Here is an 18,064-nt window from a genome sequence, read left to right as displayed (position 1 = left end):
CAGGCAACCCCGCCCGAACGGATCAGACACCCAATTCCTGCGCGAGCACGGCAGCTTGCACCCTGCTGCGCAGGCCGAGCTTGCCGAGCAACCGGCTGACGTGGGTCTTCACCGTGGCCTCCGCCATGGAGAGACGGCCCGCGATCTCCGCGTTCGACAGGCCGCCGCCGATGCAGGCGAGGACCTCGCGCTCGCGGCGCGTGAGGCTGTCCAGGACCGCGGGGTCCGGCGCGTTCCCGCTGCGCACCGCCTTGGCCGGGGCGGCGAACTCGGCGATCAGACGGCGTGTGACGGCGGGGGCGATCAGGCCCTCGCCGCGCGCCACCGTGCGGACGCCCTCGATGAGGTCCTTCGCCTCGGTGTTCTTCAGCATGAACCCGCAGGCGCCCGCGCGCAGCGCCCCGAAGACGTACTCGTCGAGGTCGAAGGTGGTCAGGACGAGGACGTCCGCGAGCCCTTCGGCGACGACCTGCCGCGTCGCCGCGACCCCGTCGAGGCGCGGCATCTGCACGTCCATCAGGACCAGGTCGGGGCGGAGCTCGCGCGCGAGGGCCACCGCCTGCTCGCCGTCCGCCGCCTCGCCGACCACCTCGATGTCGGGGGCGCTGCGCAGGATCAGGACGAGTCCCGCGCGTACGGCTGACTGGTCTTCGGCGACAAGCACCCGGATCATTCCTCGGCTCCTTCGTCTGCGGGGTCGACGGGCAGGGTCGCGGAGACGATCCACACCTTGCCGTCAGGGCTGTTCTCGGGGCCCGAATCGAAGGCACCGCCGAGCAGTTCGGTGCGCTCACGCATGCCGACGAGGCCGGCTCCGGAGCCGGGGGCGCGCGGCCCGGACGGATCGCCGTACGGGCTGCTCACGCGGACCTTCAGGGCGCGGCGCCGCTGGACGAGGCTCACGGTGACCGGGCCGGGCGAGGCGTGCTTGAGGGCGTTCGTCAGGGACTCCTGGACGATGCGGTACGCGGCGAGCCCGACCGGCGCGGGCAGCTTCGGCTCCCGCGGGGTGCGGGCGTCGTCGAGCGTGACGTCGAGGCCGTTGGTGCGGGCGCCCGCGACCAGGGCGGCGAGTCCGTCGAGGGTGGGCGCGACGGCCGGTTCCAGGTCACCGCTGTCGTCGCGCAGGATGCCGATGAGGCGGCGCATCTCGGCCAGGCCCTCGACGCTGTTCTCCCGGATCACGACGAGCGCGTCCGTGCTCGTCCTCGGGTCGTCCAGGGAGAGGGCGGCCGTGGAGTGGATGGCGATCGCCGAGAGGTGGTTGGCGACCATGTCGTGCAGTTCGCGGGCCATCCTCGCGCGCTCGGCCGTGACGGCCTGGACGCGGTCCATCTCGGCGAGCAGCGCCGTCTGCTCGGCCCGCAGCCTCGCCGCCTCCGCGGCCTCGCGGTGGTTGCGCACCAGGACGCCCGTGGTGGCGGGGGCGAAGGAGATCACCCCGGTGACGACGCCGAGCAGGATGGCCTCGGGGTCCCTGAACCAGGCGAGGAAGCCGACGGTCACCGCCACGGTGATCAGCCCCGTGGTCACCGGGATGCGGCGCGCGGCGGCGGGCGTGCCGTACACGACGGCCGCGTACACGATGTCCGTGAACATCATGATCGAGGCGAGGTTGCCCTCGGTGAACTGGTCGGCGACCAGGGCGAGCGTGCCGACGGTGAGGGCGACCTGCGGGGCCGTCCTGCGCACCAGCTCCAGGCAGGCGAGGACGGCCAGCGGGATGAGCGCCCAGGCGCCGCTGAAGTGCCTGCCCGGCTGGGTGTGCAGCCCGAGCGCCCACAGCGCCAGCCCGCTGAGCAGGCTGAGCGTGGCGATCCCGACGTCGACGCGGTGCGGGCGGGCGAGGGACAGGGCCATGCCCCCATCCAACACGGTGGGCTCGGGCCATTGCCTGGTCCTGGGGGAGGAACCCGGCCGGTGGTGACTACATCGAACTGGGTACGGCGCTGGTTGCGGACGCCCGCGCCCAGGGCCCGGGGCCGCCGCTACATCGAAGGATGCAGCCCGGCTTCGTCACTGACGACGACGACCGGCGGCTCGTGGGACGCCAGCCTTGAAGGGTGACCGAGGAAGCGACCCTGAGGAGTGAGCCGTGATCGTCACACTGATCATCATCTGCGAGGTCGGCTTCTGGGTGCTGCTCGCCGCGGGTCTCGCGCTGCGCTACTGGGCGAAGATGCCGCGTACGAGTGTCGGCGTGCTGCTGTGCGAGCCGCTCCTGGAAGTGCTGCTGTTCGTGGTCACCGCGATCGACCTGAGGAACGGGGCGGAGCCGGACTGGAAGCACGGCCTCGCCGCCGTCTACATCGGCTACTCCGTCGCGCTCGGCCACTACACGATCAAGTGGGTCGACGTCCGCGTCGCCCACCGCTTCGCCGGCGGGCCCGCCCCCGTGACACCGAAGTACGGGGCCGCCCGCGCCGTCCACGAGTGGAAGCTCGCCGCGCGCTGGGTGCTCGCCGCGCTGATCGCCATGGCGCTGCTCCAGGGCGCCGCCTGGTACGTGGGCGGCGAGGGCGACACCGGTTCGCTGCGGATGTGGCAGCAGCGGATGCTGTGGCTGATCGGCATCAACGTCGTCATCGCCGCCACGTACACCCTCTTCCCGAAGAAGGCACCGGCAGCGGAGGCCGGCAAGGAGCGCGAGAACGAGGACGTCCTGACCAAGCTCTAGCGGCGCCGGGTCTAGCGCTCGCCGCCCGGCACCCACAGCACGTCGCCGACCGCCTTGTTGGCCGTGCGCGCCAGGATGAACAGGAGGTCGGAGAGGCGGTTGAGGTAGGTGGCCGTCAGGGGGTTCATGCTCTCCCCGTGGACCTCGATGGCCGCCCACGTCGAGCGCTCGGCCCGCCGCACCACCGTGCACGCCTGGTGCAGCAGGGCCGCGCCCGGCGTGCCGCCCGGAAGGATGAAGCTGCGCAGCTTCTCCAGCTCCTCCAGGAAGCGGTCGCAGTCCTCCTCCAGCTTGTCGACGTAGGACTGCTCGACGCGCAGCGGCGGGTACTTCGGGTCCTCGACGACCGGCGTCGACAGGTCGGCGCCCACGTCGAACAGGTCGTTCTGGACCCGTACGAGGACCTTCACGACCTCCGCGTCGAGCTGTCCGAGCGCGATCGCCGTGCCGATGGCCGCGTTGGCCTCGTTGGCGTCGGCGTACGCGGAGATCCGCAGATCGGTCTTGGCGGTCCGGCTCATGTCCCCGAGGGCGGTGGTGCCCTGGTCGCCGGTCCTGGTGTAGATGCGCGTCAGATTGACCATGCGTCCGAGCGTAGTCAGGCACCGGCCCGCTTGAAGACCCGTGTGCCCACCGTCACGGAGAACAGCACGAAGGCGACGGCCATCAGGACCCCGTACAGCATGGTGGCGGTCGCGTACTCGCCCACGTACGCCGCCCGCACCGCGTCGACCAGGTAGCGGAACGGCATGAAGTGCGACAGGACGTCCAGCCAGGCCGGCGCGAGCGCCATCGGCAGCATCAGTCCGGAGAGCAGCATCGCGGGCATGCTCACCGCGTTCACGGCGGGGCCGAACTCCTGCGGCTTGCCGACCTTCATGGCGAGCGCGTACGAGAGCGAGGCGAGCCCCGCGGTCAGGAGCGCCACGAAAGCGAATCCGATGAGGACGCCGGCGAGGGGCGCCCTGAGCCCCATCACCAGCGCGGCGAGCACGAGCAGCACCGCCTGGAAGACGAAGAGCGCGGCGTCGCGCAGGATGCGGCCGAGCAGCAGCGCGAGGCGGCTGACGGGCGTCACCCGCATCCGCTCCACCACGCCGAACTGCTTCTCGATGATGAGCGCGAAGCCGCTGAAGGTCGCCCCGAAGAGACCGAGTTGCAGCAGCAGCCCCGGGACGAGCACCTGCCAGGAGTCGCCCCGGGAGCCGAGCGGCAGACCGGTGAGCAGGGGCCCGAAGAAGAGCAGGTAGAGCAGGGGCGTCAGGACGCCGAAGAGGATCTGGAACTTGGAGCGCAGGGTCTGCCGGGCGTACCGCCCGAAGATCAGCGCGGTGTCGGAGAGCAGGACGGGCATGGGGTCCCTCGGTGCTGTGGGCGGGCGGGTGTACGGGTCAGACGGCGACCGGCGCCTGCTCCTCGGGTGCGAGGTCGCGGCCGGTGATGGCGAGGAAGGTGTCCTGGAGCGTGGCGTCGATCGAGCCGCCGTACCGCAGCTTGAGCGCGCTCGGCGTGCCGTCGGCGACCACGACGCCCCGGTCCACGACGACCAGGCGGTCGGAGAGCGCGTCGGCCTCGTCGAGGTAGTGCGTGGTGAGGAAGACCGTCGTGCCGTACTCGTCGCGCAGCCGCCGCACCAGCGTCCACAGGTCGGCCCGGCTGCCCGGGTCGAGCCCGGTGGTCGGCTCGTCGAGGAAGAGCACCTCGGGCCGGTGCGTGAGCCCCATCGCGATGTCCAGGCGCCGCCGCTGGCCGCCGGAGAGCGCCGCGCAGGGCCGCTCCATCAGCTCGGTCAGGCCGAGGTCGCGCGCCAGCTCCTCGGCGCGGGCCTCGGCGCGCGCCCTGGGCAGGCGGTACAGGCGCCCCTGGGTGATCAGTTCCTCGCGTACGGAGACGCTGAGGTCGACGCCGCCGGACTGGGCGACGTAACCGATCCGGCCGCGCACGCCCGCCGGGTCCTCCGTCAGGTCGTGGCCCGCCACGGTGGCGGTGCCGCCGGTGGGCGGGAGCAGCGTGGTCAGCATGCGCAGCGTGGTGGTCTTGCCCGCGCCGTTCGGCCCGAGGAAGCCGAGGATCTCGCCCGCCCGCACGCTCAGGTCGATGCCGCGGACGGCCTCGACGGGCCCGCCCTTGGTCCGGAAGGTCCGGGCGAGGCCGGACGTGCTGATGATTGCCATGGCCCCACAAAAACAGAGTCCCTTAAATTTTGCAACGCCACCAAATTTCTATGCTCCGCAAAATTCAAGGGCGACCAGCGACGCATACGATGACCGCATGACCGAAGGGCTCAGGGAGCGCAAGAAGCGGCAGACCAAGCAGCGGATCTCCGACATCGCCACGGGGCTCTTCCTGGAGCGCGGCTTCGGCGCGGTGACCGTCGCGGAGATCGCGGACGCGGCGGACGTCTCCGCCAACACGGTGTACAACTACTTCCCCGCCAAGGAGGACCTCTTCCTCGACCGGGGCGAGGCCGTCGTCGACCGGCTCGCCGGGTACGTGCGGGGGCGCAGGAGCGGGGAGTCGGCGGCCGCCGCCGTCCTGCGCGAGCTCCGCTCCGACGTGGAGGGCGTCTCGCCCTCCATCGGCCTCTTCGCGGGCTGGGCCGACTTCATGAAGGTCATCACCGACGCGCACCCCCTGCGCTCCCGCCTCTGGGAGATCCAGCAGGAGGCGCTGGCCCGGCTCACCGGGACGCTCGCCGAGGAGACCGGCGCCGCCCCCGGTGACCCGCTGCCCGGCCTGGTCGCCGGTCAGCTCTCCTGGCTCCATGCCACGCTCATGGCGTGGATCGGCGACGAGATGGTCGAGCGCCGCGACGTCGCCGAAGTGTCGCGCGAGGCCCTCTGTCTGCTGGACGAGATGGAGGACCTCCTCGGCGAGAAGGTCCTCAACTACGCGACCCGGCCCGCCGGATGACCCGTACCCCCGCGTGACGCGCCGCACAGCGCGGCCCGTACCAGTGTGATGTCCGTCATTTGAGACGTGACGCGCATCTCTTCACGGCCACAGGTGCGCCCCCGACCGCTAATGTCCGCCGCAGAGGCATGCGTAAGCCGCGTGTAAGCCAAGCGTGATAAGCGGTAGGGGAGTCGGAACAGTGGCACGGAAGCTCGCCGTCATCGGAGCCGGACTCATGGGGTCCGGTATCGCTCAGGTCTCCGCCCAGGCGGGCTGGGACGTCGTCCTGCGCGACGTCACCGATGAGGCCCTGACCCGTGGCACCGACGGGATCAAGGCGTCGTACGACAAGTTCGTGGGCAAGGGCAAGCTCGCCGCCGACGACGCCGAGGCCGCGCTCGGGCGCATCACGGCCACCACCGACCTGGACGCCGTCGCCGACGCGGACATCGTCGTCGAGGCCGTGTTCGAGAAGCTGGAGGTCAAGCACGAGATCTTCCGCACCCTCGACAAGCTCGTGCGCGACGACGCCGTACTCGCCTCCAACACCTCCGCCATCCCGATCACCAAGATCGCGGCCGTGACGGACCGTCCGGAGCGCGTCGTCGGCGCCCACTTCTTCTCGCCGGTCCCGATGATGCAGCTCTGCGAGCTCGTGCGCGGTTACAAGACCAGCGACGAAACCCTCGCCCGCACCCGCGAGTTCGCCGAGTCCGTCGGCAAGACCTGCATCGTCGTCAACCGCGACGTCGCCGGCTTCGTGACGACCCGTCTGATCTCCGCGCTCGTCGTCGAGGCCGCCAAGCTGTACGAGTCGGGTGTCGCAAGCGCCGAGGACATCGACATCGCCTGCAAGCTCGGCTTCGGCCACGCCATGGGCCCGCTCGCCACCGCCGACCTCACCGGCGTCGACATCCTGCTCCACGCCACGAGCAACATCTACACCGAGTCCCAGGACGAGAAGTTCGCCCCACCGGAGCTGATGCGCCGGATGGTTGACGCCGGTGACATCGGCCGCAAGAGCGGGCAGGGCTTCTACAAGCACTGAACCAGCACTGACGTACGCCGCCTGACGCCTCGTCTGACCTTTCAGTGGCCTCCGGGTCACCCCTCGGAGTGAATTCGGTATCGGTTCGCTTACGGACGGCAACTTCCTCGCCCAAGCGGCAGTCAGTTGCTGTGACATACGCAGATCGCCGCAAGGATCAGCAGACGCCTACGGACCATCCGTCACAGCAGACACAGCACTCTGCACACAGCACTCTCGGGGAGCGCATATGCACATCAGGGGCGACCAGGCCCAGCTGGTCGTCGGGGGACGCCTCGACGTACGCAGCGCGGCGGACGCCCGTACGGTCCTGCACTCGGCCGTCGACGACGGCGCCGGCGACCTGGTGCTCGACCTGTCCGAACTCGACTCGTGGGACGCCACGGGACTCGGCGTCATCATGGGCGCGCACCGCCGCGCCGGACGGTGCGGACGCAGGCTCGTCCTGCGCCACGTGCCGCCGCAGATGCAGCGCCTGCTCGTCGCGACGAGGCTCCACCGCATCCTCGCGATCGAGGGCGGCATCGGCGTCGAATCGCTCCCCAGAGCCTGAAGCACGCATTCCTCATGAGACTGTGACGTCTCGGACGGGGCGGTACCCCGCTCTCTCGTAGATACTGGACGAAGGTCTAGGGTTCGGTCGCCCACCGATATACGAACCCGCGCGGGGGCACCGGACCAGAAGCGACAGCGCAGTGTGCACGAAGGCCGGAGGGGGCTCTGCACATCACGCATCTGGGGGGCTGGGACCATGGACCCGATGAACCGGGAACCCGAAGAGTACGGCCACGGGCAAGGTGGCGACGACCACGACGGCTCCGCGCGACCGCAGCGTCCACGCGATCCTCTGACTCCGGACTTCGGCCAGCAGGCACCCGCCCTGGCCCGCACCGTACAACTGGTGTCCGGTGACTTCCTGCTCACCGTCAACCCCGTCGACGGCAGCGAGATCGAACCCTGCCCGCCCGGGGAACGGCCGGACACACCCGCCAAGCGCACCGCGGGCGAACGCGCCGAGCTGCGCCGCGCCGCCATGCCGCCCGTGCCGCCGGGACCCGCGCTCCCCAGGATGCCGCTCCTGGAGCGCCAGGAAGAGCGTGAGCGCCTCGTACGGCTGCTCGCACGCGGCAGGTCGGTGCGGCTCACCGGGCCCGCCGGATCGGGACGCACGGCGCTGCTCAACGCCGTCGCCGACGACTGCGCCGATCTCGCGCCCGACGGCGTGGTCCGGCTCTCCGGCTGCCGCAGGACACCCGGCGAACTGCTCCAGGACCTCTTCGCGGCCGTCTACGACGCACCCCTGCAGCGGCCCGACCACGCCTCCCTGCTCGAACTCGTCAACGGCATCGGTGCCGTCGTCGTCCTCGACGACCTGGAGTTCGGCGGCGCGGGCCTCGACGAGGTGCTCGACGCGACGCCCGAGTGCGCCTTCCTCATCGCCACGACACCCGACGTCGCCGCCCCCTCCACCGGCTCCCACCTCGAAGAGGTGTTCCTCGGCGGACTCGGCCGCGGCGGCAGCCTCGAACTCCTGGAGCGCGTCGTCGGCCGCGTCCTCGACGACGAGGAGGCCGGCTGGGCGGGCGACCTGTGGTTCGAGTCCGAGGGCCTGCCGCTGCGCTTCGTCCAGGCGGGCGCCCTGCTCCGCCAGCGCGACCAGCTCCGCGCCGACCCGCACGCCTTCGAGGACAACGGCTACTTCGCGGACGTCCCGGTCGACGCGCCCTTCGAAGCCGACGACACCGAGGTCCCGCTGCCCTCGCTCGCCGACGGCGCCGCGCCCGCGGCCCTGCTCGCCTCCCGGCTGAGCCCCTCGGCCCGCGCCACCCTGGAGTTCGCCGTCGCGCTCGGCGGTGAACTGCCGCACCAGGCACACCTGCCCGCCCTGGTCGGCGACACCCACGCCGACGCCGCACTCGCCGAGCTGGTGAGCTGCGCCCTGGTCACCGCGGTGGGCGCGCACTACCGCCTCGCCCCCGGCGTGCGCACCCAGCTGGAGAGCGCCGGGTACGCCGACGACAGCGCCGAGCGGGCCCGCGCCGCCGCCCAGCACTACGCCTGGTGGGCCGGACACCCCTCGGTCGCCCCCGGACGGGTCGCCGCCGAGGCGGACGCGGTCCTCGCGGCGCTCTCCGCGCTGGTCACCGCGGAGAGCGGCACCGCGGTCCTGCTGGCCCGCACCGCGGCGCCCGCCTTCGCGGGGGGCCTCGCCTGGGGCGCCTGGGAACGCGCCCTGCGGTCCGGCCAGGAGGCGGCGCGCAACGCGGGGGAGGTCGCCGAGGAGGCGTACTTCCACCACGAGCTGGGCATCCTCGCGCTCTGCGGCGGACGGCTCGACCGGGCGCGCGCCGAGCTGGAGGCGTCCATCGGGCTGCGCGGCGCCCTCGCCGACAAGCGCGGCATGATCTCCGGACGCCGTGCCCTCGCCCTGGTCGCCGACCGCTCGGGCGGCGCACTGCCCGGCGGGCGCACCGCCGCGGGGGAAGAGGTCCCCGACGCGCGCTACGAGGAGTCGGCGTCGCCGCCCGGCGGCGTCCCCGCGGCCTTCGTGCCGCCGGTGCCGCCCGCGGAGCCGGAGACCCTGGTCAGCAGCAGGGTCACGCCGGTCATCGTGCCCGCCAAGGCGCCTAGCCGCCGCTCCATCCTCAGCGGCACCCGGCGCAACCTCGTCGCCGCGGGCGCGGGAGCCCTGCTCGTCGCCGTCCTCGGCACGGTCGTCACGCTGGGCGCCACGTCCGACGACGGCCCCGGCGAACGGGTCAAGACGGAGCAGTCCGCCACGGAGGACCAGGGCGACGACGGCCTGACCGCCGACAAGCCGCAGGACGCCACCAGCCGCCCCGGCTCGGGCGACGACGGCGCCATCGGCACCTCCGACGGCCCGACACCGAGCGGCGAGCCGTCGGACGGCCCGAGCGACAGCGGTGAGCCGTCCGGCAAGCCCTCGGACGAGCCGAGCGACGAGCCGACCACGAAGCCCCCCACGACGAAACCGCCGACGACCAAGCCCCCGACGACGAAGCCGCCCACGACGAAGCCTCCGACGACCAAGCCGCCCACGTCCCGGCCCCCGACGTCGGAGCCGCCGACGAGCGACTCCCCGCCCACCTCGCCCGACAACTCGAACTCGGCGAGCCGCCCGACGGGCTCACCGGCGACGCGAAGCGCCGTCGACCCCTCCAGCGGGTCGACGGCGCCAGGGACGGTGTAGGGCCGCTCAGAGCCTGTGTCATAACCCCGGCCGGGCGCGCGACGCCTGGCACGCACGCTCGCGGCGTTGCCGAAACGCCCTAGTAGCTCCGCTACGAGGACGCTCCGGCGCCTTGCGATCGCACGCACCAGACGCCGCACGCTGATCCGACCGGGGTTATGACACAGGCTCTCAGAACAGCCGCAGCTTGTCGTCCTCGATGCCGCGCATCGCGTTGTAGTCGAGGACGGCACAGCCGATGCCGCGGTCCGTGGCGAGGACGCGGGCCTGCGGCTTGATCTCCTGGGCGGCGAAGATGCCCCGGACCGGCGCGAGATGCGGGTCGCGGTTCAACAGCTCCAGGTAGCGGGTCAGTTGCTCGACGCCGTCGATCTCGCCGCGGCGCTTGATCTCGACGGCGACGGTCTGCCCGTCGGCGTCGCGGCAGAGGATGTCGACCGGGCCGATCGCCGTCATGTACTCGCGACGGATGAGCGAGAAACCATCGCCCAGTGTCTCGATGCGGTCGGCGAGCAGCTCCTGGAGGTGCGCTTCCACGCCGTCCTTGATGAGGCCGGGGTCCACGCCGAGTTCGTGCGAGGAGTCGTGGAGGATTTCCTCCATCGTGATGATGAGCTTCTCGCCCGCCTTGTTCACGACGGTCCACACACCGGCGTCGTCCCCTGCTCCCTCCTTCAGCGTGCAGGGCGGGGACATCCAGTTCAGGGGCTTGTAGGCCCTGTCGTCCGCGTGGATCGAGACGCTGCCGTCCGCCTTCACGAGGATCAGACGGGGGGCCGACGGGAGATGGGCGGTGAGCCGGCCCGCGTAGTCCACGGAGCATCGGGCAATGACGAGACGCATGGGGCGCAACGCTACTCGACTCGGGGTGGTGCACGCGATTCGCCCTCAGCCGCCGGCGGCCGTCGCGCGGCTCGCACCACTTGTCCGTCGATGGACCTGTTCGATCCTGGCCGGTTATGCGTCCAATCTCCTGGTGCGGCGCCCGACCGGTGCCTACCGTAGAAGCGGGAGGTCGTCATCCGCGCACGCTGCGTATGCGGACTCCGTCCCTGTCCGTAGGCCCCCGCTCCCCGGGGGTGTGAGAGGAGAACCCATGTCGCTCGACGTCTCACCGGCACTGTTGGAACAGGCCGAGCGAGGCGAGGTCGACGAAGCAGCATTCGTCGACTGCGTCCGGACCTCCCTGCCTTACGCATGGGAGATGATCAGCTCCCTGGTGGCTCAGCTGAAGGTCGACGGCGGAGAGTTCGCCGACAACCAGACGCCGCCGCCGGACGAGCAGGCACGTGGGCAGCTGCTGCGCGCGCTCGCGAGTGACGCGATTCGCGGCGCGCTACAGCGGCACTTCGGAGTACGTCTGGCGTTCCAGAACTGTCACCGTGTGGCGGTCTTCCCGCTGGACTCGGCGGTGGATGACCGGCTCGCCCGATTCACCTCGATCCGGGGTCAGCTGCTCAACCAGTCACCCGAACTCCGGGACTGCTGACGTTTGTTGCTGCCGCTCCGTACGCGGGAGGTGTGACGGTCCGGAGCGGCAGCTCCCGTCTCAGCCGAGCTGGGGCAGTACCTCGGCCCCCAGCCTTCGTACGTTCTCCTCCGTGGTCGCGAGATCGCCGGAGCCCTCGACGAGCAGCGCGAAGCGTGTGATGCCCGTCCGCTCCGAGGTGGCGGCGATGCGGTCGGCGCACACCTGCGGGGTGCCCACGGGGTGGAGCCCGCAGAGCATTTCGGTGTAGGCCAGCGGGTCACGCATGGCGCGCTTGCGGCCGTCCACCGTGACATGTGCCTCCAGGCCCTGCTTGAGCCAGCCCGGCATCGCTTTCTGTAACGTCTCCGCGGCCTCCGGGCGGTGGTCCGCGATCTGCACGACACCCGCGGAGACGTGGCACGCCGCGGCCAGCACGTCCGGCGGGTGCCCGGCTGCACGTGCGTGCCGGTTCCACAAGGCCACCATTTCGGCCTTCTCGTCGTCGCCCACGTGCATGCCGAGCAGCATCGGCAGTCCGCGCCGCGCGGCGAGCCGCACGCTGGACGGCGAGGTGCAGGCGACGATCACTTCGGGGCCGCTCGCGCCCTGGCCGTTGAGGGCCTCCTGCGGCCGGGGCACGACGTCGACCTCACGGAAGGGGAACCGCTCGTCGCGGCTCCCGACCCGGGGCTCGCGCAGCCACCGGAGCAGCAGGTCGAGCGAGTCGGGGAACCCCTTCTCGTACGCCCCGAGGCCCGCTCCGAAGACCTCCAGGTCCACCCACGGGCCGCCGCGGCCGACGCCGAGCGAGAACCTGCCGCCGGACGTGATGTGCAGCAGCGCGGCCTGTTCGCCGAGTGCCACCGGGTGTACGGTCGGCAGCACGCTGACGGCGGTGCCGATACGGAGCCGTCGCGTACGCCCCAGCAGCAGTGCCGCCAGGGTCGTCGCCGACGGACAGGTGCCGTACGGAACGAAATGGTGTTCGGCGAGCCAGACCGAGTCGAGCCCCGCCTCCTCGGCCACCTCGGCGGACCGCACCGCCCGGTGCAGCGCCTCCCCCTGCCCCTGTCCGGGGAACTGGGCGGCCAGAACAAAACTACCTACACGCATCGAACTCCTGCCTCCTTGACGCCGACGCAGGCACTCCCCCTACGGGCAACAACGCGTGACACGTGCCAAAGGCACGGCTTGGCAAGAAGATTGTTGGATTTTCCGTGCAGCGTGTGGCCGTGCGGTGCGCAGGGGTCGGCGCGCCGGTCCCGGACGGGTACCCATGGGCCCGGCGCTAGGCTTGGGGCACCCCTGATCGCCCGTACAGCCGTGAGGTGTCACGTGTCCCCGCGTCGTAATCGCCCCAAGGGCGCCGGAGAGCCGAGGGCGTCCGCGGGCGCGGAGCCGTCGGGCCGCTACGGCGGCTTCCAGAGCTCGGAGAGCTGGCAGGGCGACGAGTGGAGCGTGCGGCACGTCGCGGGCGCGAGCACGGTGGGCAAGCGGTACCGCTGCCCCGGCTGCGACCAGGAGATCCCCGCGAGCCTGCCGCACGTGGTGGCCTGGCCCGAGTACTCCGGCGTCGACGAGCGCAGGCACTGGCACAAGGCGTGCTGGAACGCGAAGGACCGCCGCACCACGCGGGTGCAGCGGTCCCGTAACGCGCCGAGGTACTAGCTTCCGGCTAGACGTCCCGCTTCTCCAGCAGGGCGAACGAACCGCCGACCGCGAGCACCGTCACGACGATCAGCACGACGAGCTGCGACGTGCCGTTGGAGCCGTCCACGCCGTCGAGGCCGAAGATCTTGGCGAGCGAGTTGATGGCGTTGTAGTCCGTCATCTTCTCGCCGAGCGACTGCGTGCTGTCCCAGATCAACAGGAACGCCGGCAGGATCGCCGGTACGAGGACCACGCCGAGCATCGCGGTGATGGCACCGGCGGAGTGCCGCAGCATGGAGCCGACGGCGAGGGCGACCACGCCGAGCAGCGACACGTACAGGCCGCCCTTGAGGACCGTGCCCGCCCACGGGACGTCGCCCGCCTCGGGGCCGCTGTTCATCGCGGAGGTCGCGAGACCCACGAGCAGGATGGAGCCCGCGGAGACGACGAACGCCACGGCGAAGAAGACCAGGATCTTCGCCGCCAGGACGCGGTGCCGCTGGGGGGACGCCGTGAACGTCGTACGGATCATGCCCGTGCCGTACTCGGACGAGGTCACGAGGACGCCGAGGGTGATCAGACAGATCTGGCCCAGCATCAGGCCGAAGAAGGCGGGGAGCGTGAACGGCACGTCGTAGTAGTCGTGCGGCTGGGTGTTCGCGGCGGCGAGCAGGCCGATGCCGACGACCAGGGCGACGAAGATGCCCAGGGTCCACACCGTCGAGCGGACCGACTTGATCTTCGTCCACTCGGAGGCGAGGGCGTTGCCGAGGTGGGTCTTCCTGACCGGGATCGGCGAGGAGTACGCGTTGTTCATCGCCTGCTGCCACGCCGAGGGCGGCGCGGGGGCGGCGGGCGCGGGCGGCGGCGGGAGGGCCACCGCGGGGGCGCCGGCCGGTGCGTACGCCTGCTGGGGGTGCTGCTGGGGCTGCTGCGGGGCCTGCTGCGCCTGCGGCTGCTGCTGCGGAGTCGGAGGCGTGGTCATCGGGCGGCGTCCTCGTTGTCGGTGGCGCCCTTGGTCAGGCCGGGCGCGGGAGCGGGTGGGGCGGCGGGAGCGGGGGCGGCGGGCTGCTGCGGGGCGGCGGCGTACGGGTTCGGCGTCCCCGCCGGGGCCTGCGGCTGCGGCATCGCGAAGGGCTGACCGCCCTGCTGGGGCGGCGGCGGCGCGTACCAGCCGGGCTGGCCCTGGCCGGGCACCGGCATCTGGCCCTGCGGCATGGCGCCGGGCGGCAGCTGTTCCTGGAGGCCCGCGCGCTGGTCGACCGTGGAGCGGTAGTCGACGGCGCCCTGCGTCATGCGCATGTACGCCTCCTCCAGCGAGGCCTGGTGCGGGGAGAGCTCCCAGAGGCGTACGTCGGCGCCGTGCGCGAGGTCGCTGATGCGGGGGAGCGGCAGGCCGAGCACCCGCAGCGCGCCGTCCTGCTCGGGCATGACCTGGCCGCCCGCCTCGGTCAGCGCGGCCGTCAGCTTCTCGCGGTGCTGCGGCTCGCTGTCGGGCGTGCGCACCCGCGCGAAGTCGGCGGAGTTCGCCGAGATGAAGTCCCTGACGCTCATGTCGGCGAGCAGCTGGCCGCGGCCGATCACGATCAGGTGCTCGGCGGTGAGAGCCATCTCACTCATGAGGTGGGACGACACGAAGACCGTGCGCCCCTCGGCAGCGAGCGCCTTCATCAGGTTGCGCACCCAGAGGATGCCCTCGGGGTCGAGGCCGTTGACGGGCTCGTCGAAGAGCAGCACCTGCGGGTCGCCGAGGAGCGCCGCCGCGATGCCCAGGCGCTGGCCCATGCCGAGCGAGAAGCCCTTGGAGCGCTTCTTCGCCACGTCCTGGAGGCCCACGACGCCGAGGACCTCGTCCACGCGGCGGGCCGGGATGCCGGAGAGCTGCGCGAGGCACAGCAGGTGGTTGCGGGCGTGCCTGCCGCCGTGCACCGCCTTGGCGTCGAGCAGTGCGCCGACCTGGCGAGGGGCGTTGGGGAGCTTGCGGTAGGGGTAACCGCCGATCGTCACCTGCCCCGTGGTGGGCGCGTCGAGCCCGAGGATCATGCGCATCGTCGTCGACTTGCCCGAGCCGTTGGGCCCGAGGAAGCCGGTGACGGTACCGGGCCGCACCTGGAAGGAAAGGTTGTACACGGCTGTCTTGGCGCCATAGCGCTTCGTCAGGCCGACTGCCTCGATCATTCTCCGCACCCATCGAATGGTTCAGGACGTCGGGGCACACGCCCCCGTAAGGGTTAGGAGGATAACGCCGCGCTGACGGTTCCAGTTAAGAGAGGGTAAAACCGTGGGACCGCTCTGCCCGCGGTCAGGCGTCCCGCTTCTTCAGGAGCGCGTACCCGCAGAGCAGCGCGAGAACCACCCACGCCAGCATGATCGCCAGACCTCCCCAGGGCCCGTACGGGGTGTCGTCGTCGAACGGCGCCTTGACCTGCATGATCCTGCTGCCGGCCTGGTCGGGCAGGAAGCGGCCGATCTTCTTCGTCGCCGACACGTTGCCGAGGATGCTGGAGATCAGGAAGAAGAACGGCATCAGGATGCCGAGGGACAGCATGGGGCTGCGCAGCATCGTCGCGACGCCCATCGAGAACATCGCGATGAGCGTCATGTAGAGCGCGCCGCCGATGACCGCGCGCAGCACACCGGGGTCGCCGAGGTCCGCCCTGTACGGGCCGAGCACCGCCTGCCCCACGAAGAACGTGAGGAAGCTGGTGGCCAGGCCCACGGCGAGGGCCAGCAGGGTGGCCACGAGGATCTTGCCGAAGAGGAACGTGCCGCGCTGCGGCACGGCCGCGAGCGAGGTGCGGATCATGCCGGTGCTGTACTCGTTCGAGACGACGAGCACCCCGAAGACGATCATCGCGAGCTGGCCGAGCGACATCCCGGCGAAGCTGATGTACGTCGGGTCGAAGGTCAGCCGGTCCCTGGCGTTCAGGCTGTCGTAGTCGTTCTTGGACAGGATGCTGATCAACATGCCGAGGGCGATCGTGACGACCCCGGCGAGGCCGAGCGTCCAGACGGTCGAGGAGACCGAGCGGATCTTGGTCCACTCCGACTTCAGTACCTGTGCCGCGGCCATCGCTCAGGCCCCTTTCCGCTGCTGCCAGCCCTCGCCCCAGGCGGGCCGCTCGTCCGCGGGGACCGCGCCGCCCGCCGGGCCCGAGTGCGCGTGGTACTCGACCGACTCCGCGGTGAGCCGCATGAAGGCCTCTTCGAGCGACGCCTGCTGAGGGCTCAGTTCATGGAGTACGAGCCGGCGGCTCGCGGCGAGTTCGCCGAGCCGCTCGGACGACGTGCCGTCCACCTCCAGGGCGCCGTCACGCGCCTCGACGGCCCCGATGCCCGCCTCGTGCAGGACGTCCAGGAGCAGCTCGCGCTGCGGGGAGCGCAGTCGTACGTACGAGCGTGAGTTCTGCCGGATGAAGTCGGACATGGAGGTGTCCGCGAGGAGCCGGCCCTGGCCGATGACGACGAGGTGGTCGGCGGTCAGTGCCATCTCGCTCATCAGATGCGAGGAGACGAAGACCGTGCGGCCCTGCGCGGCGAGGGACTTCATCAGGTTCCGGATCCAGTGGATGCCCTCGGGGTCGAGCCCGTTGACCGGCTCGTCGAACATCAGGATCTCGGGGTCGCCGAGCAGCGCCCCCGCGATGCCGAGGCGCTGGCCCATGCCGAGCGAGAACCCCTTGGCCTTCTTCCTGGCGACGGCGGTGAGCCCGACGGTGTCGAGCACCTCATGGACGCGGGCGCGCGGGATGCCGTTGCTCTGCGCGAGGCAGAGCAGGTGGTTGAAGGCGCTGCGCCCGCCGTGCGTGGCCTTGGCGTCGAGGAGCGCGCCGACGCACTTGAGGGGGTCCTTGAGCTGGGAGTAGTGCTTGCCGTCGATGCGGACGGCACCGGCCGAGGGGTTGTCGAGCCCGAGCATCATGCGCATGGTCGTGGACTTGCCCGCGCCGTTGGGCCCGAGGAAGCCGGTGACGATGCCGGGCCGAACGGCGAAGGTCAGATTGTTGACGGCCACCTTCTCGCCGTATCGCTTGGTCAGCCCGTCGAGCGTGATCATGCGGCCACGCTAGAACGCGGCAAAGCCCCCCGCCACCGGAGTGGCGGGGGGCTCCCGCGTGTTCGCGTACCCGGTCCGCCTGCCTCAGCGGGTCTGCTGCGCGGGCACCCCGCGAGAGACCGGCTCGTCCTCGGCCGGCGTCCCGGCGGCGGCGACGGCCGCACCGGTGAGCGTGGCCAGCATCTCCCGCACGTTGGTGAGCTGTGCATTGATGCTGTCCCGGCGGTTGGTGAGCGCCGCGAGCTCCCGCTCGGACTCGCTGCGAATACGGTCCGCCTTGGCGTTGGCGTCGGCCACGATGTCCTCGGCCTGGCGCTGCGCGGTCTCCACCGTCTGGCGGGCGCGCCGCTCCGCGTCGGTGCGCAGCTTCTCCGCCTCCAGCCGAAGCTGCTCCGCGCGGTGCTCGATCTCCGCGAGGCGCTTCTCGGCCTTGGCCTGACGGGACGCCAGGTCGCGCTCGGACTGGTCGCGGCGCTTGGCGAGGTTCGTCTCGAAGTCCGCGGCGGCCTGGGCGGCCTTGGCGCGGGTCTCCTCGAAGAGCGCGTCGGCCTCCTCGCGCTTGGACTGCGCGTCCTTCTGGGCCTCGGAACGCAGTGCGCCCGCCTCGCCCTTGGCCTTCTCGACGATCCGGACGCCCTCGTCCTCCGCCTTGGTCTTGCGCTCGGCGGCGAACGACTCGGCGTCGTTGCGCACCTGCTGGGCGGCGGACTCGGCGAGCTCGCGGTGCTGCTCGGCCGCGCGGCGGGCCTCCTCGCGCAGATCCTTCGCCTCCTCCTCGGCGAGGCGGAGGATCTTCTCGACGCGGGCGCCGAGCCCGGCGTACGACGGCTCGGCGTCGGTCACCTGGGCCTGGGCGTTCTGCGTTTCGAGGTGCAGCTCCTCGATGCGCTTTTCCAGGGCGGTGATGCGGGCGAGGGCGCTGTCACGGTCGGAGACGAGTTTGGAGATACGTTCGTCCACCTGAGCGCGGTCGTACCCACGCCGCACAAGCTCGAAGCCGTAGGGGGAAGTGTCGCTCATGGGGTTCCTGTCGAATGAGACCGGTGAGGTGATAA

Annotated in this window: 19 protein-coding genes; 7 read left to right on the top strand and 12 right to left on the bottom strand. The window is 71.3% G+C overall.

Annotation, left to right across the window (positions count from 1 at the left end; translation table 11 throughout):
* Window positions 1-22: 22 nt before the first annotated feature.
* A complete protein-coding gene (locus ACZ6JY_RS27885) occupies window positions 23-673 on the bottom strand; it encodes a response regulator (RefSeq protein WP_469200032.1) in 651 nt (216 codons plus the stop codon).
* Window positions 670-1,860: a sensor histidine kinase gene (locus ACZ6JY_RS27880; RefSeq protein WP_469200030.1), complete on the bottom strand. Its 1,191-nt coding sequence runs from the start codon at window positions 1,858-1,860 to the stop codon at window positions 670-672. The genes ACZ6JY_RS27885 and ACZ6JY_RS27880 overlap by 4 nt, the downstream gene beginning before the upstream one ends.
* A 235-nt stretch (window positions 1,861-2,095) precedes the next feature.
* Between ACZ6JY_RS27880 and ACZ6JY_RS27875 the strand changes: the two genes are divergently transcribed.
* Window positions 2,096-2,677 carry a hypothetical protein gene (locus ACZ6JY_RS27875; protein ID WP_469200028.1) on the top strand — a complete coding sequence of 194 codons (582 nt, stop codon included), beginning with the start codon at window positions 2,096-2,098 and terminating at the stop codon, window positions 2,675-2,677.
* An 11-nt stretch (window positions 2,678-2,688) separates the two neighbouring features.
* On the opposite strand, the gene ACZ6JY_RS27870 is transcribed toward ACZ6JY_RS27875, so the two are convergent.
* The 3 genes from ACZ6JY_RS27870 to ACZ6JY_RS27860 are packed head-to-tail and all read right to left on the bottom strand — an operon-like array spanning window position 2,689 to window position 4,851.
* Entirely contained in the window at window positions 2,689-3,261 is a 573-nt protein-coding gene (locus tag ACZ6JY_RS27870) for a cob(I)yrinic acid a,c-diamide adenosyltransferase (RefSeq protein WP_469200026.1), read from the bottom strand.
* 14 nt (window positions 3,262-3,275) lie between these two features.
* The gene (locus ACZ6JY_RS27865; protein ID WP_469200024.1) at window positions 3,276-4,031 is read right to left on the bottom strand and encodes an ABC transporter permease; all 756 of its coding nucleotides are present in this window, start codon (window positions 4,029-4,031) and stop codon (window positions 3,276-3,278) included.
* Between the two features lie 37 nt (window positions 4,032-4,068).
* Window positions 4,069-4,851, bottom strand: a complete 783-nt coding sequence (locus tag ACZ6JY_RS27860) for an ATP-binding cassette domain-containing protein (RefSeq protein ID WP_469200022.1) — start codon at window positions 4,849-4,851, stop codon at window positions 4,069-4,071.
* Between the two features lie 97 nt (window positions 4,852-4,948).
* Between ACZ6JY_RS27860 and ACZ6JY_RS27855 the strand changes: the two genes are divergently transcribed.
* The 4 genes from ACZ6JY_RS27855 (at window position 4,949) to ACZ6JY_RS27840 (ending at window position 9,831) form a co-directional block, all read left to right on the top strand.
* The gene (locus ACZ6JY_RS27855) at window positions 4,949-5,590 is read left to right on the top strand and encodes a TetR/AcrR family transcriptional regulator (RefSeq protein ID WP_469200020.1); all 642 of its coding nucleotides are present in this window, start codon (window positions 4,949-4,951) and stop codon (window positions 5,588-5,590) included.
* A gap of 181 nt (window positions 5,591-5,771) precedes the next feature.
* The gene (locus ACZ6JY_RS27850; protein WP_469200018.1) at window positions 5,772-6,620 is read left to right on the top strand and encodes a 3-hydroxyacyl-CoA dehydrogenase family protein; all 849 of its coding nucleotides are present in this window, start codon (window positions 5,772-5,774) and stop codon (window positions 6,618-6,620) included.
* A gap of 229 nt (window positions 6,621-6,849) precedes the next feature.
* Complete coding sequence (locus ACZ6JY_RS27845; protein WP_030792181.1) at window positions 6,850-7,173, top strand: STAS domain-containing protein; 324 nt, start codon at window positions 6,850-6,852, stop codon at window positions 7,171-7,173.
* A 198-nt stretch (window positions 7,174-7,371) separates the two neighbouring features.
* Window positions 7,372-9,831: an ATP-binding protein gene (locus tag ACZ6JY_RS27840; protein WP_469200015.1), complete on the top strand. Its 2,460-nt coding sequence runs from the start codon at window positions 7,372-7,374 to the stop codon at window positions 9,829-9,831.
* A 171-nt stretch (window positions 9,832-10,002) separates the two neighbouring features.
* Here the strand turns inward: ACZ6JY_RS27840 and nucS are convergent, their stop codons facing one another.
* On the bottom strand, window positions 10,003-10,674 hold the full coding sequence (gene nucS, locus ACZ6JY_RS27835) for an endonuclease NucS (RefSeq protein ID WP_469200013.1): 672 nt from the start codon (window positions 10,672-10,674) through the stop codon (window positions 10,003-10,005).
* A 253-nt stretch (window positions 10,675-10,927) separates the two neighbouring features.
* Between nucS and ACZ6JY_RS27830 the strand changes: the two genes are divergently transcribed.
* Entirely contained in the window at window positions 10,928-11,320 is a 393-nt protein-coding gene (locus ACZ6JY_RS27830) for an SCO5389 family protein (RefSeq protein WP_447040042.1), read from the top strand.
* A 60-nt stretch (window positions 11,321-11,380) separates the two neighbouring features.
* Here the strand turns inward: ACZ6JY_RS27830 and ACZ6JY_RS27825 are convergent, their stop codons facing one another.
* Window positions 11,381-12,415, bottom strand: a complete 1,035-nt coding sequence (locus ACZ6JY_RS27825) for an LLM class flavin-dependent oxidoreductase (protein ID WP_469200010.1) — start codon at window positions 12,413-12,415, stop codon at window positions 11,381-11,383.
* Between the two features lie 222 nt (window positions 12,416-12,637).
* On the opposite strand from ACZ6JY_RS27825, the gene ACZ6JY_RS27820 reads away from it, so the two are divergent.
* Window positions 12,638-12,970: an ATP/GTP-binding protein gene (locus ACZ6JY_RS27820; RefSeq protein WP_469200008.1), complete on the top strand. Its 333-nt coding sequence runs from the start codon at window positions 12,638-12,640 to the stop codon at window positions 12,968-12,970.
* Between the two features lie 7 nt (window positions 12,971-12,977).
* On the opposite strand, the gene ACZ6JY_RS27815 is transcribed toward ACZ6JY_RS27820, so the two are convergent.
* The 5 genes from ACZ6JY_RS27815 to ACZ6JY_RS27795 all read right to left on the bottom strand — a co-directional run bounded on the left by ACZ6JY_RS27815 (window position 12,978) and on the right by ACZ6JY_RS27795 (window position 18,029).
* Complete coding sequence (locus ACZ6JY_RS27815; RefSeq protein ID WP_469200006.1) at window positions 12,978-13,937, bottom strand: ABC transporter permease; 960 nt, start codon at window positions 13,935-13,937, stop codon at window positions 12,978-12,980.
* Entirely contained in the window at window positions 13,934-15,130 is a 1,197-nt protein-coding gene (locus ACZ6JY_RS27810) for an ABC transporter ATP-binding protein (RefSeq protein ID WP_469200004.1), read from the bottom strand. Before ACZ6JY_RS27810 ends, ACZ6JY_RS27815 begins: the two co-directional genes overlap by 4 nt.
* A 124-nt stretch (window positions 15,131-15,254) precedes the next feature.
* Window positions 15,255-16,025, bottom strand: coding sequence for an ABC transporter permease (locus tag ACZ6JY_RS27805; protein WP_469200002.1), 771 nt, complete (start codon window positions 16,023-16,025; stop codon window positions 15,255-15,257).
* 3 nt (window positions 16,026-16,028) lie between these two features.
* Window positions 16,029-17,009 carry an ATP-binding cassette domain-containing protein gene (locus tag ACZ6JY_RS27800; protein WP_469200000.1) on the bottom strand — a complete coding sequence of 327 codons (981 nt, stop codon included), beginning with the start codon at window positions 17,007-17,009 and terminating at the stop codon, window positions 16,029-16,031.
* Between the two features lie 84 nt (window positions 17,010-17,093).
* Entirely contained in the window at window positions 17,094-18,029 is a 936-nt protein-coding gene (locus tag ACZ6JY_RS27795; protein WP_469199998.1) for a cellulose-binding protein, read from the bottom strand.
* Window positions 18,030-18,064 lie beyond the last annotated feature (35 nt).

The sequence above is a fragment of the Streptomyces sp. NPDC046335 genome, assembly GCF_055587985.1.
Note: the sequence above shows the minus strand (reverse complement) of the source record. Positions and strands in the feature narration are given on the sequence as shown.

Coding starts and splice junctions, on each gene's coding strand:
- ACZ6JY_RS27805 (WP_469200002.1), bottom strand. CDS start 16,025: ATGGCCGCGGCACAGGTACTGAAGTCGGAGTGGACCAAGATCCGCTCG.
- ACZ6JY_RS27815 (WP_469200006.1), bottom strand. CDS start 13,937: ATGACCACGCCTCCGACTCCGCAGCAGCAGCCGCAGGCGCAGCAGGCC.
- ACZ6JY_RS27840 (WP_469200015.1), top strand. CDS start 7,372: ATGGACCCGATGAACCGGGAACCCGAAGAGTACGGCCACGGGCAAGGT.
- ACZ6JY_RS27855 (WP_469200020.1), top strand. CDS start 4,949: ATGACCGAAGGGCTCAGGGAGCGCAAGAAGCGGCAGACCAAGCAGCGG.
- ACZ6JY_RS27885 (WP_469200032.1), bottom strand. CDS start 673: ATGATCCGGGTGCTTGTCGCCGAAGACCAGTCAGCCGTACGCGCGGGA.
- ACZ6JY_RS27870 (WP_469200026.1), bottom strand. CDS start 3,261: ATGGTCAATCTGACGCGCATCTACACCAGGACCGGCGACCAGGGCACC.
- ACZ6JY_RS27830 (WP_447040042.1), top strand. CDS start 10,928: ATGTCGCTCGACGTCTCACCGGCACTGTTGGAACAGGCCGAGCGAGGC.
- nucS (WP_469200013.1), bottom strand. CDS start 10,674: ATGCGTCTCGTCATTGCCCGATGCTCCGTGGACTACGCGGGCCGGCTC.
- ACZ6JY_RS27810 (WP_469200004.1), bottom strand. CDS start 15,130: ATGATCGAGGCAGTCGGCCTGACGAAGCGCTATGGCGCCAAGACAGCC.
- ACZ6JY_RS27845 (WP_030792181.1), top strand. CDS start 6,850: ATGCACATCAGGGGCGACCAGGCCCAGCTGGTCGTCGGGGGACGCCTC.
- ACZ6JY_RS27795 (WP_469199998.1), bottom strand. CDS start 18,029: ATGAGCGACACTTCCCCCTACGGCTTCGAGCTTGTGCGGCGTGGGTAC.
- ACZ6JY_RS27800 (WP_469200000.1), bottom strand. CDS start 17,009: ATGATCACGCTCGACGGGCTGACCAAGCGATACGGCGAGAAGGTGGCC.
- ACZ6JY_RS27860 (WP_469200022.1), bottom strand. CDS start 4,851: ATGGCAATCATCAGCACGTCCGGCCTCGCCCGGACCTTCCGGACCAAG.
- ACZ6JY_RS27865 (WP_469200024.1), bottom strand. CDS start 4,031: ATGCCCGTCCTGCTCTCCGACACCGCGCTGATCTTCGGGCGGTACGCC.
- ACZ6JY_RS27880 (WP_469200030.1), bottom strand. CDS start 1,860: ATGGCCCTGTCCCTCGCCCGCCCGCACCGCGTCGACGTCGGGATCGCC.
- ACZ6JY_RS27825 (WP_469200010.1), bottom strand. CDS start 12,415: ATGCGTGTAGGTAGTTTTGTTCTGGCCGCCCAGTTCCCCGGACAGGGG.